Origin of the sequence: Aeromonas sp. S13(2024), assembly GCF_041402405.1 — a bacterium.
GTDB lineage: Bacteria > Pseudomonadota > Gammaproteobacteria > Enterobacterales > Aeromonadaceae > Aeromonas > Aeromonas veronii.
The window spans coordinates 363,899-381,028 of sequence record NZ_JBGLRA010000001.1; the positions used below are offsets into that span (position 1 = coordinate 363,899).

The following is a 17,130-nucleotide window of genomic DNA, read 5'->3' on the forward strand; positions in this document are numbered from 1 at the left end:
TTAATTGGATTCATAAAATATGAAAAACTATAAACCATTTAAAACAATGGGTTAGGTTGGTTTTTGGTCACTGTGCAAATGATGGGGGGTCTCCGAGTTGGTTCCTTATGGGCATCGATAAAGTTGGCCATCGGTCTATGATGTTGGGCGTTTGGTATTTTTTCTGTTGCAAGCGGGCACAGGTTGGCGATATCAATGGCCAATCAGCCATTGCGCACCGTAAATACACAGACAAAAACTCCAATATTCGGTGTGCGAGGTGGGGAATTAGCCTGCCAGCAGGTGGATATTTTTACCTGATATGACTGGGTGGTGAGGCATATGAAAGGGTCAGGATAAATAAACCCTCCATCAATAGAGGCATGATTATCTGGATTGTTAATGTACTTTTCCTGAGGATTGCCCACTCGTGGCAGGAAAATATAACGACTTAGAAACTCATGGCCAACCCGATGGAATAACCGCTGGTGTTGTGGCTGAACATATAGCGGGCAACCAGTCGGGTACGGGTGACTATGATGTCGTACTTGCTGCTGTCCAGCTCCAGACCCGCGCCGATAGAGTTGAGGGAGTCAAAGCCAAGCAACCCCCGCTGCTCCCCCAGATATGCGGTATGGGCCCCCTCCAGTACATAGCGCACCGGTCTGTCGAGCAGGGTCCAGTCAAACAGCGGGGCCCGGCGGCGCAGATAGAGACCGAGGTTCTCCGCCTCGGCGTGACCACGGACGCTGGTCGAGGTGCCGCCAAAGCTCTGCAGGTGCTGGTAGGAGTAGCGCACTTCGACATCGATATCCTGCGCCTTTGAAAAGAGCTCGTAGTCGAGCATCAGCGAGCCTCCCAGTCCGTACATATTGAGCTGCCCACCATCGAGAAAATCCAGCGAGTAGCCCTTGGTGCGCTCCAGCAGCCAGTTGCCGATCCGCAGATCGCTGGCCATGGTACCGAGCGAGACGTTGGCGATGGGGCGCAGCACCCAGTGGCCACCGCGCGGGTCTTCATGGAGGGCGATATCCCAGCCGATCCCGCCAGAGGCGGTCAGGCTGTTCCATTTGGTCGGGAGGGTGCGGCTCTCTGTGCCGTTGCTCACCACAAACTGGGGATCGTAGCGGCTAAAGCCGATCGCCCCTTCCAGATAGATGGGCACGGCTTCGCTCATGGTGGCGCCGCCACCGATCTGGGTCATGTTGAGGGCGGCAGATTGATTGGTGCCGCTTCCGATATCGAGGTTGCTGGCGGTGATGTCGGGCACCACGGTGAAGGTCATCAGCGAGAGCACCGCATTGGCGCGCTCCTGTGCCCACTCCTGATCCTGTGTTGCGGCCTTGACGGTGCTGCCGGATAGCGCCAGCAGCATTGGCAACAACATCTGCAATAAAGAGGAGCAAGAGCGGTGCATGAGTTTGGTTCCCGATAAGCGGCGTCTGATTGCCCTGGTTTTACTGTAGCGAGCTTCCCGCCGGTTGGCACGGAGCTAAGAGGGGGGGAATAAGCGCAGCTTGCGGTCGGTTGCCGCTTGGGGGCAAGCCTTTGCCACACCAACGGCACGCCTTTGCAGTTTGTCGCTAAAGCTTGGCCTCTTGCCGCCGATATCTCTTGTGAGATCGTGTGGAGGACAAGCAATTGAACGCTTGGGTGTTGGGGTTGGTCAGCATATCCGTGAGTATGCAGTTACAGGCTGGGGTCACCGAATTTGGTGCCGGTCTGGATCAATCCGTCTGGCGTTTGACCTCCGATACCCAGATTGAGTGTCGCCTCGAGCACCCTATTCCCAACTGGGGAACGGGGGCCTTTGTCAGCCGTGCTGGTCGCAAGATAAACCTCGACTTTGAGCTCAAGGGCAAGCGGCCGCAGGCCCAGACCCAGACGGTGAGTCTTGGCATCATGCCGCCGGTATGGCGCCCGGGGATAGCCGGGCGAGAAGTGAGTCAACTGCGCTTCTATCAGCAGTTCGATGGGCTGGTGGAGGGGCAAACCGCCTGGACCATGCTCGATGAGCTGGAGGGGGGACGAATGCCCACTTTCCAGTATCGGGACTGGTATCGCCAAAACCGTGCGGTGCGAGTATCGCTTTCGTCTGTCAACTTTCGGGTCAAATATCAGGCCTTTATCGACTGCCTGAGCGGGCTCTTGCCCTACAGCTTCAACGACATCGCCTTTAGCGTGCTCACCTACGACAAAAATAGCGATCAGCTCTCCATCCCCTCCAAGCGGCGGCTGGCGATGATTAGCGAGTTTATCAAGGCGGACAAGAGCATCGACGTGGTGGTGATCGATGCCTACAGCGACAGCTATGGCGGCCGCTGGCCGAACCTGAAACTCTCCGAGAAGCGGGCCGATGCCATCAAGAAGGTGTTTGTCGATCTGGGGATAGATCCCGGCAAGATCTCGGTGGAGGGGCATGGCGAGAAGCAGCACGTCGCCTCCAACGAAACCGAACAGGGTCGTGCCAAGAACCGGCGAGTGGTGATCAGCATGGGGCGCAATGGCGAGATCTAGCCCGGCAGTCCAATCAGACGAGCATAAAAAAGAGCGCAGATGCGCTCTTTTTTGATCCTGCCATCCAGCAGCGGGAGTCGGGTAGCTTAGAAGCTGTCACCCAGGCCGGTACCGGCATCTTTCTTGGCGATCAGTTCAATCTTGTAACCGTCCGGATCTTCGACGAAGGCGATCACGGTGGTACCGCCCTTGACCGGGCCCGGCTCGCGGGTGATCTTGGCACCGGCGGCGCGCAAGGCATCGCAAGTGGCATAGATGTCGTCCGCTTCCAGCGCGATGTGGCCGTAGGCTGAGCCCAGTTCGTACTCGCTCACCCCCCAGTTGTAGGTCAGCTCGATCACCGCTTCATCTTTCTCGTCACCGTAACCGACGAAGGCCAGGGTGTACTTGTACTCGCTGTTCTCGCTCTTGCGCAGCAGCTTCATGCCAAGGACGCGGGTGTAGAAGTCGATGGAGCGTTGCAGATCGCCGACACGCAGCATGGTATGCAGAATTCTCATTGCTCAGTTCTCCGGGTTGGTGATGTGTACTGCTTTCAATCTCGGTTGTGAGGCCATCAGCTTTCTGGATAGACCTTCTCTTTGTATTCGCACAAGTCCTCGATGATACAGGAACCACAACGGGGCTTGCGAGCCAGACAGGTGTAACGCCCGTGCAGGATCAGCCAGTGGTGGACATCCAGCTTGAACTCGGCGGGCACCACTTTAAGCAGCTTCTCCTCCACCTGATCCACGTTCTTGCCCACCGCAAAGCCGGTGCGGTTGGATACCCGGAATATATGGGTATCGACGGCGATGGTGGGCCAGCCAAAGGCGGTGTTGAGCACCACGTTGGCGGTCTTGCGACCGACGCCCGGCAGGGCTTCCAGCGCTTCGCGGTTCTCCGGCACCTCGCCGCCGTGGCGCTCCAGCAAGATGGCGCAGGTCTTGATGACGTTCTCGGCCTTGGTGTTGAACAGGCCAATGGTCTTGATGTACTCCTTGAGCCCGTCCACCCCGAGATCCAGCATCGCTTGCGGGGTGTTGGCCACCGGATAGAGCTTGTCGGTCGCCTTGTTGACGCTGACATCGGTCGCCTGCGCCGAGAGCAGCACTGCGATCAGGAGTTCAAACGGCGAACTGAAGTTGAGCTCTGTGGTGGGGTGGGGGTTATTTTCCCGCAGTCGCTCCAGGATCTCTCTGCGTTTCTGGTTGTTCATGCTAGGCGTCCGATCATAGTTCGGTCGCCCGGACGCGAGCCGGGGCAACGTTGCAGTGGGCTACGGTAGCGGCCTGTTTGCGGTCCCGCCAGTCGTTGATGGCATTCTTGGCGGCGATCAGCAGCCCCAGCCCGATAAAGCCGCCCGGCGGCAAAATCGCCAGCAGCAGGCTGGCATCGGCGTGGAACAGCTCGACGCGCAGGGATTTGGCCCACTCGCCCAGCAGCAGCTCGGCGCCATCAAACAGGGTGCCCATGCCGATGATCTCGCGCATGCCGCCCAGTACCAGCAGCACCAGGGTAAAGCCAAGGCCCATCATCAGGCCATCGAGGGCCGCCAGCAGCGGCGGGTTCTTGGAGGCATAGGCCTCGGCGCGGCCGATAATGACGCAGTTGGTGACGATCAGGGCGATAAAGATGCCGAGCGCCTGATAGAGGCCATAGGTGTAGGCGTTCATCAGCAGCTGTACGCTGGTCACCAGCGAGGCGATGATCATCACATAGACCGGGATGCGAATATCCTTCGGCACCCAGTTGCGCACCAGCGAGACGGCGAGGTTGGAGCAGACCAGCACCGCCATGGTGGCAAGGCCCAGCCCCAGCGCATTGGTAAAGGTGGAGGAGACGGCGAGGGTAGGGCAGAGCCCCAGCACCTGCACCAGCGAGGGGTTGTTCTTCCACAGCCCCTGACTCATCAGCTCCTTGAGCTCGCCCTTGCGGCTTTCCAGCTCGGCAATCGGGGCTGCGCCCGTTTCAATCTGTTCCATCTGGTTCATGATGGCTCGACTCCGTTAGTTCGCCGCCGGACAAGCCGGGGCGTTGCTGAGCAGTTCGGGTTGCTCCTGCTGCAGTTTAAGCAGGTTTTTCACCGCCTTGACCACGGCTCGCGGGGTGATGGTGGCGCCGGTAAAGGCATCGAACTCGCCGCCATCTTTCTTCACCGCCCACTGGGGCTCGTTGTCATGGGTCAGGAATTTTCCGGCAAAGCTGTTGATCCAGTCCGATTTCTTCAGCTCGATCTTGTCACCCAGGCCCGGGGTCTCGTTGTGAGCGAGCACGCGCACGGCGGTGATGGTGCCCTTGGCATCAAAGCCCGCCACGATGCGGATAGCCCCGCTGTAACCATCCGGCGCGATCGCCTCCAGCGCATAGCCGGTCACCACGCCATTCTTGCTGGCGGTATAGAGAGCCTGCGGCTGATCGCTGCCGAGATACTTCCTGCTGGTGACTTGCTTGCAGCTGGCCACCAGATCGTTGTCATAGCTCCCCTCTGGCAGCAATACCGAGAGGGTCTGCTGCTTCTCCAGCTGCTGCTGGTGGGCGATTTTATCCTTGGTCAGCTCGTTGGTCAGTACCACCAGCGCGGTACAGCCCAGCGCGAACATCGCCAGAATAAGGCCGTTCTTGCGCATGCTCTTTAACATGTCCGGGCTCCGTCAGCTGTGATGGTGGAAAAGGGCAGAAACATCATTGGCGACGGGCTCCATACACTTTCGGGCGAGTCAGCGTGTCGATAAAAATGGGCAACGCAGAGGTTGTCCAGCAGCACTCGATACGTTTCGGCGTTATCGTCTTGGTCATTGGCGACGGGCTCCGTATACCTTCGGACGAGTCAGGCTGTCGATAAACGGCACACAAAGGTTGGCCAGCAGCACGGCAAAGGCGAACGCATCGGGATAGCCGCCAAAGCGGCGAATGATGTAGACCAGCATTCCGATCAGCACGCCATAGACCAGTCGGCCGCGCGGCGTGGTGCAGGCACTGACCGGATCGGTGGCGATAAAGAAGGCCCCCAGCATGGTCGCGCCGCTAAAGAGATGGAACATGGGCGTGGCAGTCGCATCCGGGCTCACCAGATAGCCGATGGTGGAGGCCGCCAGCAGGGCACCCAGAATCGCGGTCGGAATGCGCCAGTTGATCACCTTCTGTTGCAGCAGGAACAGGCCGCCCAGCAGATAGCCGAGGTTGACCCAGCTCCAGCCGATGCCGCCCCAACCCTCAAACAGCGGGCCGCTCAGGATCTCGCCGGTGGTGAGCCCCTGAGTCAGGCCGGTTTTCAGGGTATCGAGGGGAGTCGCCATGGTGAGACCATCCACCCCCTGCTTGAGCTGGGCCATGCTGTAGCCGTCGAGGCTAAAGCCGGTGAAGATCACCGACGCCGCATCACCAAAGCCGAGGCTGTAGGCGCGCACGCTCTCCGGCGGCAGCCAGCTGGTCATCTGCACCGGGAAGGAGACCAGCAGCAGCACATAGGCCACCATGGCCGGGTTGAACAGGTTCTGGCCTAGTCCGCCGTAAAGGTGCTTGGCGACGATGATGGCAAAAGCCGTGCCCACCACCAGTATCCACCACGGCAGCAGCGGCGGCAGGGAGAGACCAATCAGCACGGCGGTGAGCGCCGCACTGCCATCCATCAGGGCAGGCTTGATGGCGCGGCCACGGAGCTTGAGCACCAGCGCCTCGCACAGCAGCGCAGTGACCAGCGCCAGCAGGATCTGGATAAAGGAGCCCCAGCCGAAGAACCAGGTCTGGGCCAGCAAGCCCGGCACGCAGGCCAGGATCACCAGCAGCATCAGGGTTCGGGTCTGTTTGCGGTTATGGGCAAACGGCGCAGTCGCAATATTGAACATGAGTCTGTCGATTACCTTGTGGTTGTTCGGTCGGCTGACGGGACATCTTCAGCAGCACTCTCTGCGGCTCTGGCCGCCTCGGCCGCCAGCTTCTTCGCCTTGGCGCGGGCCACGGCGGCTGCAATGGCCGCTTTTTTCGGATCAACCGGGGCATCAGCCGCAGGTGCGCTCGCTTCAGGCGCGGCAGTGACGGCAAGTGGTTGCTCACAGCTGGCTGCATCGGTTTGCATCGGCTCGGCCGGTGCGCGCTCACCCTCAGTTCCGGCACTCTCTACCTGAGTACCAGCGCTTTCTACCTCAGCACTGGTACTTGTGCTCTGCTGGGCCAGCTTTTTGGCCTTGGCCCGGGCGATGGCAGCGGCGATAGCGGCCTTCTTGGGATCGACCGCTTCACTTGCAGCCGTATCGCTGTGGCTGGTGGTTACTTCGCTCTTGGCTACCGTCATGTCGCGGGTCTGTGCGCTAGCAGTAGGCTCACTCTTCGCATCCTCAACACCGCCACTTTCGCCCTGCTGGGCCAGCTTTTTGGCCTTGGCGCGGGCAATGGCAGCAGCGATAGCGGCTTTCTTGGGATCAACCGCTTCGCTGGCCGCAGATGGCGCATCACTTTGGGTTGCAGCAGATTCGCTGGTGCCTGCGGTTGCAGTCATATCGCCCTCAGCGCTGTCACCCTGCTGGGCGGCCTTTTTGGCTTTGGCTCGGGCGATGGCAGCAGCGATAGCCGCTTTCTTGGGATCAACTGCTTCGCTGGCAGCAGATGGTGCATCGCCTTGCGAGCCTGCGTCGGCTACCGCGCTGTTATCTGCGCTTACCGGTTCGCCACTCGCTTTGGCCTTTTTGGCCTTGGCTCGGGCAATGGCGGCGGCAATTGCTGCCTTTTTCGGATCAACCTCTGCTTTTTGCTGATCAGCATCTACCGCAGGGGCAGCAACGGCTTCGGCTGCCACAGGCTCGGCGCTATCGCCAGCCTGAGCGGCTTTCTTGGCCTTGGCGCGCGCCAGTGCGGCAGCGATGGCTGCTTTCTTGGGATCGCTGGCGGGGTCAACCGCCTCGGCGGGTTGCGCCGCAGCGGCTGTTTCGCTGTTTGCGCTCTCCGCCAGCTTGGCGGCGCGGCGCGCTTCCGCTTCCCGTTTGCGGGCTTCGCGGGCGGCAATCACTGCGCTGTTGTCAGGCAAGCCCTCGGCGGTGGCGGCAATGGCGGTGATGGGGGCATCCTGCTTGGCCTTGATGCGGGCCAGTGCCGCTGCCACCGGATCTTCCCCGCCTGCGGCCGTCATGGTCTGACGGCGCTGGGCGGCGGCTTCGGCATGGCGCGCTTCGCGGGCCGCTTTCTCCCGCTCGAAGCGGGCCTGCTTGGCCTCGAAACGTTGCTTGGCGCGCTCGGCTTTTTCGGCCTCGGCGCGGGCTTCGCGAATGTCGTCTTTGGCGATCTTGTAGTACTGCACCAGTGGGATCTCGCTGGGGCAGACCCAGGCGCAGGCGCCACACTCGATGCAGTCCATCAGGTTGAGCTTCTCGGCCTTGTCATACTCCTTGGCCCGGCTGTACCAGTAGAGCTCTTGCGGCAGCAGAGTGGCCGGGCAGGCATCGGCGCAGGCGCTGCAACGGATGCAGGGCTGCTCCGGGCCGGGGGCAGGCAGTTCGGCCTGCGTCGGCGCCAGCAGGCAGTTGGTGGCCTTGACCACAGGCACCATGGCGTGGGGCAGGGTAAAGCCCATCATGGGGCCACCCATGATCACCCGCTGCTCCGCTTCCGGTTGCAGTTCGAAACGCTGCAACAACCAGCGTACCGGCGTACCGAGGCGCACCCAGGCGTTGCCGGGCTTTTTGAAGCTGTCGCCGGTGAGGGTAACGATCCGCTCGATCAGCGGCTCGCCGTCGATAATGGCGCGTTTGATGGCAAACACGGTGGCGACGTTGAGCACCATGATGCCGATATCGACCGCGCGGCCCCCCTTGGGGACCTGACGGCCGGTCAGCAGCTCGATGGTCTGTTTGGCACCGCCAGAGGGGTACTTGGTCGGCACCGTCTTGACCAGCACATCTTCGTCGGTGGCGTGACGGGTCAGCTGCTCGATTGCCTCGGGCTTGTTGTCTTCCACCCCGATCAGGGTCAGCTTGGGCTTGAGCAGATGCTTGAGCACCCGGATGCCATCCATGATCTCGTCGGCGTACTGCTGCATCAACCGATCGTCGGTGGTGATATAGGGTTCGCACTCCAGCCCGTTGACGATCAGGATCTCGGTCAGCTGGCCGCGGCCATCGAGCTTGCTGTGGGTCGGGAACACGGCGCCGCCAAGGCCCGCTACCCCCGCCTGCTGAATGCGCTCGAGCAGCTCGCCCCGCTCCAGATTCCAGTAATCGGCTTTGCCATTGCGTTCGCCCCACTCATCCACCCCATCCGGGGTGAGAATGACACAGAGATCGCCGAGTCCGGAGGGGTGGGCAACCGTGTGGTTGCCAATCTCGGTGATGGTGCCGGAGGTGGAGGCATGGACAGGGACGACCCGCCCCTTGGCATAACGGGTCAGCGGCTGCCCTTTTTTGACCTTGTCGCCCACCTGCACCAGCAGATCGCCGGCGGGGCCTGCGTGCTGGCGCAGCGGAATAATGAGGCGTGGCGGCAGACCGGCGTCTACCACCGGGCTCTGGCTTGATTGCAGCTTGTTGTCGGCGGGGTGAATGCCACCGTGAAAGTCCCAGAGCGTGCCGGCTTTGATACGTTCGAGTAAGGAATGCATGGTTGCTCCGCTGTTTATTCCACTATCTTGACCGGAATCTTGCCCGGAACATGCACGTTATTTAGATCCCACTTCCAGTTATCGACCGTGGTGGGCACCGGGATCATCTCGATGCAGTCGGTCGGGCAGGGATCGACACAGAGATCGCAACCGGTGCACTCGCTGGCAATCACGGTATGCATCGCCTTGGTGGCGCCGACGATGGCGTCCACCGGGCAGGCCTGAATGCACTTGGTGCAACCGATGCACTGATCTTCGTGGATAAAGGCGACCTTTTTGACCGGCACTGCGGCCTCGTCACTGCCGCCCAGCGGCTGGGGTTCGACCCCCATCAGGTCGGCAATCTTGCGCATGGTGGCTTCGCCACCGGGTACGCACTTGTTGATCTGATCGCCGTTGGCAACCGCCTCGGCGTAGGGTTTGCAGCCGGGATAGCCGCACTGGCCACACTGGGTCTGGGGCAGCAGGGCATCAAGCTGATCGACGATGGGGTCTGCTTCCACATGAAACTTGACGGCGGCAAAGCCCAGGATAATCCCGAACGCCAGCGCCAGCAGGGTCAGCACCAGAATGGCAAAAAGAATATGGATCATGGTTATATCTTGATGAGGCCGGTAAAGCCCATAAAGGCCAGAGACATCAGACCGGCGGTGATCATGGCAATGGAGACCCCGCGAAACGGTGCGGGCACATCGGCGGCGACCAGTCGCTCGCGCATGGCGGCAAACAGGATCAGCACCAGCGAGAAGCCGGTGGCGGCGCCAAAGCCGTAGATCACGCTCTGCACGAAGTCATGACGCTCGTTGATGCTCAGCAGCGCCACCCCGAGCACCGCGCAGTTGGTGGTGATGAGGGGCAGGAAGATCCCCAGCAGGCGGTAGAGGGTCGGGCTGCTCTTGCGCACCACCATCTCGGTAAACTGCACCACCACGGCGATCACCAGAATAAAGGCGAGGGTGCGCAGATAGGCGATCTCCAGCGGCACCAGAATGTAGTGCTCCACCAGATAGGAGCAGGCACTTGCCAGGGTCATCACGAAGGTGGTGGCGAGCCCCATGCCGATAGCGGTTTCCAGCTTGCCCGAGACCCCCATAAAGGGGCAGAGGCCGAGGAATTTCACCAGCACGAAGTTGTTAACCAGCACTGTGCCGATCAATAAAAGCAGGTATTCAGTCATCGAAGGTCGGGTATCCGGTTTGAAGGCCGCAACATTATCTGATGTTAGGGCACGTTAAACAACCGCAAGGCCGCATGGTTATTAGTCAAATGGCCAATATCTGCGTGGATCACGAGAGTCCTGGATGTTTTTCGGCCTGCCCATACGCGTAGCAGAATAGTTTGCTGATTTTTGGGGGATGTGAATGCTCGCACACTTTGGATATCGAGTTCCCAGATAGAGTTACATACACATAACATATTGATGCATAAAGCAATCAGCCAAGTTACTCTAGTAGCCCCTCGCCCCAAGCCAGAGCAATGAACATGTTTGAACAGCTTGCTGACGTTTTTTCTTCTGCCGCATTCAAGTATTTGTCTGTCGTTGATGCAGATCCCAAAAGTTCTCACCAGCATGAAATCGGCGGCCTTGTTAATGCCGGTATTGGTCGTGAGCTGGGGATGCCTGACGATGGGAGTCAGATCACGATCCGGGCGACGATGGTCTATTTGAGCGAAAGCTATGATGAACCTCTGGTCTCGGAAGATATCGTTACTTGGTATGATGCTCGGTATCAAAAAGAGGATCGAGGGCCTGAGTGGCGGCTTTATTACAAATCAAATGACGTCAGCAATCGTTTCAAACCTGGAGATTTTTTCCTTATTGCCCTGACTCGGGAAGGTTCTCTCCTGATGATATTTTGTCCTCCACATAGTGATTTTGAATTGCAAATCAGGTCACTATTCGGTGCGAGGAGTGTAGAAGCCAATGAAAAGGGACTGACACGATTAAATATTGGAAAGGGATTGGCTGTTCCAATTAGGTTAATGCTTGCTCGTTACGGCATAGAAATTGGTCATGACGGCCCAGATTATCTTGACATTATTTTGGACAGGTTTGGTGCGGCATTTCCTAAAACAAAGGAGTTCTCTGCATTTACCAGAACATTGGGAAAAGATATTTGTCCTGTTGAAGAGCCAGATAGTGCACTGATTGAGTGGATGGAGGTAGAGGAATCTGCATTCCGCCAATTGGAAAGGCACATTGTAAAAAAGACGCTGTTAGCTGGTTTTGGAGAGAATGGTGATGATGTTGATGAGTTTGTTCGCTTTTCGCTGAGCGTGCAGAATCGGCGTAAATCTCGTAGTGGCCATGCTTTTGAAAATCACATTGAATTTATTTTAAACAAGTCGGGTGTTGATTTCGAACGTGGTGGTTTAACTGAAGCACGTCAGAAACCGGATTTCATATTTCCAAGTTCTGCTTGCTATGCGGACAAAAATTTCCCTTCCGAAAAACTTAGAATATTGGGTGCTAAAACCACTTGTAAGGATAGATGGCGTCAAGTCTTGGCAGAGGCAGCGAGGATCGAACGTAAGCATCTGATTACTATGGAGCCTGCAATCAGTGAAAATCAGACAGAGCAAATGCAAGCAAATAACCTACAACTTGTTGTACCTACAACTATTCAGCAAACGTATTTACCTGAGCAGCAACATCAATTAATGTCATTTCGAGATTTTATTAATGAGGTAAAAGGTTGTTAATAGTAAATTGAGCCCGCCATAGAGTCTATGGCGGGCTTTTGGTTATTTTTTCTTTGTTTTCATTATGTATGGCTTCATCAACTTGGCTACGGCAGCAAATACCGGGACTACGACAGAGTTACCAAACTGACGATACGCTTGAGTATCTGAAACAGGAATTCTGAATTTATATTCACCCGGTTGTTCGAATCCCATCAGTCGTGCACACTCTCTGGGAGTAAGACGTCGTGGTCTGTTTTGCTGATTTTGCTCATTATTGAAATCAGTCTCCGCTAGAGTCATATCCCAACCACGATCAATCAGAATCTCAGAGCCATCTTTGTGATAACGCGCGGACAAAGTCCTGGCGACAGTTGCCGGGTTTTTGGGGTCTACAAGACCATAGCCAAAGCCATTTCCTTTAGCCTGATGCTTTTTCGCATATTGATATAGATAAGACCACAGCTTGGGGGTCAGAATATATTTTGAGTCGAGTTTTTCAACTGGCTCAAGCAGATCTGCGAAAGTAATCCTGCTTTCAGGAAATAATGTTGAAACATCTTTTAGCGTAAAACCTTCATGCAGGTTCAGATCTTTTCTGAAACCGACAAGTACAATACGTTCCCGGTGCTGAGGGATGAAGTGTTTGCCATCGATGATTTTGGGATCATCTGAACCGTTGATATCCAGGTCTGCAACCCAATATCCCAACTCGGTCAATGCTTCCTTGATTACCCTGAATGTGTTGCCTTTGTCATGACTTTTCAGGTTTTTTACATTCTCAAGCACAAAAGCTGTTGGCCTTTTGGCATCAATGATACGAGCTACATCAAAGAACAAGGTTCCCTGAGCTTCGCACTCAAATCCATGAGCGCGTCCAAGAGAGTTCTTTTTGGATACACCTGCCAATGAGAAGGGCTGACACGGGAATCCGGCAAGCAGTACGTCATGATCTGGAATTTCTTTATCTATGTGGGCATAGACAAAATCACGATCGTCATTGTCCGGCATGGTGATTTCACGGATGTCGGAATTGAATTTGTGTGCAGTTTCGTCACAGTACCAGTTGGCTTTGTAAGTTCTGACAGCCTGTTCGTTCCATTCACTGGTAAAGACACATTGCCCACCAATATCCTCAAAGCCTTTCCGAATGCCACCAATACCCGCAAACAGGTCAATAAATTTGAAATCGTAATGGCCATGATGCTCGGGGGGCGAAGGGATGAGACTTTTCAGCATCTCTGTTTCGAGATGAGTCAGCGGCTTTTGTTCGATCTTGCCATTGAGCCAGCGGTTCAGGGATTCACGAGTCCAGTCGGCATCGCCCAATGCACGCAACTTTTCAGCGACTTGCTTTTGGTCGTAGATTTCCAGGACTTTATCCATCAGATGGCGATCTTCAGCTTGGCGTTTGCTGGAGAATGCCTGATCTTCTTCAGGTGTGTTGTGTGCAGAGGTGGTTGAGTATGTCATATCAAAATCTGGGCGTGTTGCAGTTGCGCGGAATCTTATCACTCATTTAACCCAGAGAGAACGCCCGAGACTGTAAAAAAATACAGTATCAATCATTCGCTTTCAAACGAGTATCTGTATGCCTGACATAGTGAATCCAGAGACCAGAAGCCGGTTTATGTCCGGGATTAAGAATGCCAATACCAAGCCGGAGATACAGATTCGCCAGTTGCTGCATCATGCCGGATTTCGCTACCGTCTGCACAATGCAGCCTTGCCGGGTAAGCCTGACCTTTGGCTTGCGCGCTACCGTGCGGTGATCGAGGTGAATGGTTGTTTCTGGCACGGACATGACTGCCATCTCTTCAAACTCCCATCGACCAGAACCGACTTCTGGCAGACCAAGATTGCCAGCAATCGTGCGCGTGATGCTCGTCACCTGGCCGAGCTTGAACAGCTGGGGATCCGCCGTTTGACGATCTGGGAGTGTGCTCTGAAAGGGCGCTTGAGACATGATCCTGAACGATTGACCCTGGTTATCAGCTGGTGGCTGACCAGTGGTGCAAGTCATTGTGAAATTGCTGGAGGAGTGGAGTTAGAATTTTTAGCATGATTTGGAGTAAATAAAATCACTAATAAAGAACGTTTGTTTTTAATGTTTTCATATATCTAAAAGCATGATTGGAATCATAAGGTAAGTATTCTTTATTATTATTTATATCCTATAGGGAATGGTATGATATTGAAATGCTGGTGTGACCATAGATGACAAAAGAGGATATATGACAGAGGCGCTTTGGATTGATAAATTGAACCGGCTTTATCCCATGATAGGATTGTCGGCTGATTGGATTTATCAAACGTGGTTAATCAGTGGCAATGTAACCAAAGGAACTGTCATCTTTAACAATGAAGATGATGATTCATATGAGTTGATATCTTTTCATTATGATGAGGACGAAAATCTCGTTGCAAACATGGAATGCTCCGGCTCTCTTGAATATGTGGCTAAAATGGCCTTGTTGCATCATTGAAAATAAATTTCTAACAGATTTTAACGTGCCAGCACTATTTCCTAAAAAGGAGATGGCAATAGCAGTATTTGGCTATCAGATATGGTTCTATATCTGGAATTGAAGTATTAGCGCATCAGCACCAGGAGGGAATCATGATCAGCCATATCGACCATCTGGTATTGACGGTAAGTGATATCGAGCGGGCCGTGGCGTTTTACAGCTCGGTGCTCAATATGGAGGCCATCACCTTCGGTGCAGGGCGCCGGGCGGTGGGGTTTGGCAACCAGAAGATCAATCTGCAACTGCTGGGGCAGGAGCCGCGCAACCGGGCGCAGGTGGGGTCGGGGGATGTCTGCCTTATCACCCGCTGGCCGCTGGAGCAGGTGATGGCCCAGCTTGCCTGCCACGGGGTGGATATTGTCGAGGGGCCGGTGACCAAAAGCGGTGCCTGCGGGCCGATAGAATCCATCTACTTCCTCGACCCTGACCAGAACCTGATAGAAGTGAGCATCTATCCCTGAGCCCACCAAGCCATCACTCCCATCGCCATCATCAATAGAAAGGGGCCGTCAATTGACGGCCCCTTTCTTGTATCGCCATCGACCCAGCGCCAGCGTCGCTTGGTTGATGCGATAGAGACCCCTAGGCTGCGTTCGCAAAATGCTGGTTTTCTGTCTACCAATAGTTTCTATAGGTAATGAATGCAGAAAGTCAGCTGGATAAATGCAGCAACACTTCCCGCCAGCTTTTCATTCCTCATCGCTTATGCGGTGAGGTAGAAATAAGGGGGGGGACGATGAGTCCTCATGGTGTATTGGTCAATTTGTAGTTGCCAACTAAATCCGGACACTGTGCTGGCGTTAAACCTTTGAAAAATTTAAGTTTTTAAGTTGATATTTTAATTACACTAGGGGCACAGCCTAGTCGCCGCAAGATCCCGCGCAGAAAACTCCACATAGTTCAGTTTTTCATGGATGTTAATGCCGTTTTTCTCCCCCGATCATCAGCATCGGTGGGTTCAGCAAGTTGCTCCCACGGGGTCAGTTTAAGCTGCTTGCGCCGTAGCCAGAGCCAAGATGCCATGATCAGGCCGAAGAATCCCGCAAACAGGGCTGTTTGGCGTAGGGCAAATAGCGGATCTATCCCCATGGGGTGCCAGCTGAAAAACCACATCATCATGCCCCAGACAAGACCAACGCTGATACCGAATGCCAGAACATTGGTTAGCCAGCCCTCATAGTGAGGCGGTTTAACTGGATAACCGAACCTGCGCAGCAGCCTGCACAGCGGGGGATTGTAGTTGGCGTGCCATACCCCTTTGCTTGCCAGTTCCTGATGGGCGGCGGCCAGCCGTTCTTCAAATGTCATGGTATTCATCCTTGTGAAACAAGTGGTGCCATACGGTGCTTTTCAGGCTGCATTGTACTGACAAATCGCGGGCATGATGTGGGCTCGCGGTCACGTTCTTTCTCTGTAGAAAAAAAGAACTGGCCTCACCGCACGCTTGCCAATCCACAGCGGCTGCGCCTATAAAGGCCCATTACTCTTGTCCGGATAACAGCAATGAAGACCCATTCTGATGAACTGACCCTGTTTGTGGCGGTGGTGGAGGCGGGCAGTTTTCGCCAGGCGGCGGAGAACCTCGGCATGGACAATTCGGTGGTGAGCCGTGGCATCAAGCGGCTGGAGGAGAAACTCTCCACGGTGCTGCTCAATCGCACCACGAGGCGGGTCAGCCTGACCGAGGAGGGGGGCTGGTTCTATCAGCGAGCCGTGAAGATCCTGTCCGAGATGAGCGAGGCCGAGGGGCATCTGCTGATGCGCCGGGAGCAGCCAGAGGGGATCTTGCGGATCGATGCGGCCACCCCTTTTATTCTGCACCGGTTGGTGCCGATTATCGGCAAGTTCCGCCGCTGCTACCCCGCCATCGAGCTGCAACTACACAGCTCGGAGGGCTTTATCAATCTGATGGAGCGGCGGGTGGACATGGCCATTCGCATCGGCGAGTTGACAGATTCTTCCCTGCGCGCACTGCCGCTGGGCCGTTCGCGGCTGCGGCTGCTGGCCTCACCCGCCTATTTGAGCGAGCGCGGTACCCCGCGCCAGCCGGTAGATCTGCTGAATGGGCACGATCTGCTCGGTTTTGTGCATCCCGATCACCTTAACCACTGGCCGCTGCTCAGTGCCGAGCAGGGGGATCGCTTTGCCATCACCCCCAGCCTGCGAGCCAGCAGCGGCGAAACCTTGCGTCAGCTGGCGCTGGCGGGGCAGGGGATTGTCTGTCTGTCGGATTTCATGACCGGGCCGGATCGGGAGAGCGGCGCGCTGGTGGAGGTGCTGGCCCGCAGTAACAGCGGCGCCTCGCGCCCCATCAATGCAGTCTTCTACTCCGATGCCCAGCGGGATATCCGACTGCGGGTCTGGCTCGACTTTCTTAAAGAGCAGCTTGGCAGCCATACCCTGTAGTGCAGGTTGGTTTGTACGGTTTGTTTGAACGGTTCGTCGCTGCGGTTTGCTTAGCGAAGAACAAGCCGCGCCTTCGTTGCGGCCAATCAGCATTAGCCTGGTGGCAGATAAACAGACGGCCGACTTGAGGGTCGGCCGCCGGTTCGGGAAGGTATGTGAGGTGAAGCGCAGTTAGCGGGGCAGTTTGCCCCATACCCGGCTGAGCAGGGCGCCGCCGATCACCGGCGGAATGGCCAGCAGCAGGGTCCACTGCCAGGAGAGGCCGCCGACAGTGGCGGCCAGTACGATGCAGGTGAGCACCACCAGTTGGGCCACCATCATCAGGAAGGTGCCTTCGCGGGGGGTCAGTGTCTCTTTTTGAGTGGCGACGTGGGCTACGGGCGCTTGATTGGTGGTCGGTTTCATGGCGATATCCCTCTGTTGAGTCTGATATCACTAAGCAATGGCCAT

At 56.2% G+C, this 17,130-nt stretch carries 18 protein-coding genes; 6 read left to right on the plus strand and 12 right to left on the minus strand.

From position 1 onward, the window contains the following. Nucleotides 1-430: 430 nt before the first annotated feature. Nucleotides 431-1,396 (minus strand): autotransporter domain-containing protein, encoded by a 966-nt coding sequence (locus ACB042_RS01650; RefSeq protein ID WP_371177645.1) that lies wholly within the window; start codon nt 1,394-1,396, stop codon nt 431-433. Nucleotides 1,397-1,620: 224 nt separating this feature from the next. On the opposite strand from ACB042_RS01650, the gene ACB042_RS01655 reads away from it, so the two are divergent. Beyond that, nucleotides 1,621-2,496 carry an OmpA family protein gene (locus ACB042_RS01655; protein WP_005337611.1) on the plus strand — a complete coding sequence of 292 codons (876 nt, stop codon included), beginning with the start codon at nt 1,621-1,623 and terminating at the stop codon, nt 2,494-2,496. A gap of 86 nt (nt 2,497-2,582) precedes the next feature. On the opposite strand, the gene gloA is transcribed toward ACB042_RS01655, so the two are convergent. From gloA to rsxA, 8 genes are all read right to left on the minus strand, one after another. Continuing rightward, nucleotides 2,583-2,996 (minus strand): lactoylglutathione lyase, encoded by a 414-nt coding sequence (gloA, locus tag ACB042_RS01660; protein ID WP_005347113.1) that lies wholly within the window; start codon nt 2,994-2,996, stop codon nt 2,583-2,585. 56 nt (nt 2,997-3,052) lie between these two features. After that, nucleotides 3,053-3,694, minus strand: coding sequence for an endonuclease III (nth, locus tag ACB042_RS01665; protein ID WP_371177646.1), 642 nt, complete (start codon nt 3,692-3,694; stop codon nt 3,053-3,055). A gap of 13 nt (nt 3,695-3,707) precedes the next feature. Continuing rightward, nucleotides 3,708-4,469, minus strand: a complete 762-nt coding sequence (locus tag ACB042_RS01670; protein WP_371177647.1) for an electron transport complex subunit E — start codon at nt 4,467-4,469, stop codon at nt 3,708-3,710. Between the two features lie 15 nt (nt 4,470-4,484). After that, entirely contained in the window at nt 4,485-5,117 is a 633-nt protein-coding gene (gene rsxG, locus ACB042_RS01675; protein ID WP_005359614.1) for an electron transport complex subunit RsxG, read from the minus strand. Between the two features lie 153 nt (nt 5,118-5,270). Further along, a complete protein-coding gene (gene rsxD, locus ACB042_RS01680; protein ID WP_371177648.1) occupies nt 5,271-6,323 on the minus strand; it encodes an electron transport complex subunit RsxD in 1,053 nt (350 codons plus the stop codon). Between the two features lie 11 nt (nt 6,324-6,334). Next, entirely contained in the window at nt 6,335-9,064 is a 2,730-nt protein-coding gene (gene rsxC / locus ACB042_RS01685) for an electron transport complex subunit RsxC (protein ID WP_371177649.1), read from the minus strand. Between the two features lie 14 nt (nt 9,065-9,078). Further along, nucleotides 9,079-9,657: an electron transport complex subunit RsxB gene (gene rsxB, locus ACB042_RS01690; RefSeq protein ID WP_042031204.1), complete on the minus strand. Its 579-nt coding sequence runs from the start codon at nt 9,655-9,657 to the stop codon at nt 9,079-9,081. 2 nt (nt 9,658-9,659) lie between these two features. Continuing rightward, nucleotides 9,660-10,241, minus strand: a complete 582-nt coding sequence (gene rsxA / locus ACB042_RS01695; RefSeq protein ID WP_042031202.1) for an electron transport complex subunit RsxA — start codon at nt 10,239-10,241, stop codon at nt 9,660-9,662. Nucleotides 10,242-10,546: 305 nt separating this feature from the next. Between rsxA and ACB042_RS01700 the strand changes: the two genes are divergently transcribed. Further along, entirely contained in the window at nt 10,547-11,767 is a 1,221-nt protein-coding gene (locus tag ACB042_RS01700) for a type II restriction endonuclease (protein WP_257697408.1), read from the plus strand. A 42-nt stretch (nt 11,768-11,809) separates the two neighbouring features. On the opposite strand, the gene ACB042_RS01705 is transcribed toward ACB042_RS01700, so the two are convergent. After that, nucleotides 11,810-13,219, minus strand: coding sequence for a DNA cytosine methyltransferase (locus ACB042_RS01705; RefSeq protein WP_307772446.1), 1,410 nt, complete (start codon nt 13,217-13,219; stop codon nt 11,810-11,812). 118 nt (nt 13,220-13,337) lie between these two features. Here ACB042_RS01705 and ACB042_RS01710 point away from each other — a divergent pair, with 118 nt between their 5' ends. From ACB042_RS01710 to ACB042_RS01720, 3 genes are all read left to right on the plus strand, one after another. Next, on the plus strand, nt 13,338-13,811 hold the full coding sequence (locus ACB042_RS01710) for a very short patch repair endonuclease (RefSeq protein ID WP_203975707.1): 474 nt from the start codon (nt 13,338-13,340) through the stop codon (nt 13,809-13,811). Nucleotides 13,812-13,980: 169 nt separating this feature from the next. After that, nucleotides 13,981-14,232 (plus strand): hypothetical protein, encoded by a 252-nt coding sequence (locus tag ACB042_RS01715; RefSeq protein ID WP_371177650.1) that lies wholly within the window; start codon nt 13,981-13,983, stop codon nt 14,230-14,232. Between the two features lie 134 nt (nt 14,233-14,366). Beyond that, a complete protein-coding gene (locus ACB042_RS01720; protein ID WP_005359626.1) occupies nt 14,367-14,735 on the plus strand; it encodes a VOC family protein in 369 nt (122 codons plus the stop codon). A 439-nt stretch (nt 14,736-15,174) separates the two neighbouring features. On the opposite strand, the gene ACB042_RS01725 is transcribed toward ACB042_RS01720, so the two are convergent. Continuing rightward, complete coding sequence (locus ACB042_RS01725; RefSeq protein WP_371177651.1) at nt 15,175-15,582, minus strand: DUF6404 family protein; 408 nt, start codon at nt 15,580-15,582, stop codon at nt 15,175-15,177. 195 nt (nt 15,583-15,777) lie between these two features. On the opposite strand from ACB042_RS01725, the gene ACB042_RS01730 reads away from it, so the two are divergent. After that, nucleotides 15,778-16,680, plus strand: a complete 903-nt coding sequence (locus ACB042_RS01730) for a LysR substrate-binding domain-containing protein (RefSeq protein WP_371177652.1) — start codon at nt 15,778-15,780, stop codon at nt 16,678-16,680. Nucleotides 16,681-16,851: 171 nt separating this feature from the next. Here the strand turns inward: ACB042_RS01730 and ACB042_RS01735 are convergent, their stop codons facing one another. Continuing rightward, nucleotides 16,852-17,085 (minus strand): hypothetical protein, encoded by a 234-nt coding sequence (locus ACB042_RS01735; RefSeq protein ID WP_019446771.1) that lies wholly within the window; start codon nt 17,083-17,085, stop codon nt 16,852-16,854. Nucleotides 17,086-17,130: the final 45 nt, after the last annotated feature.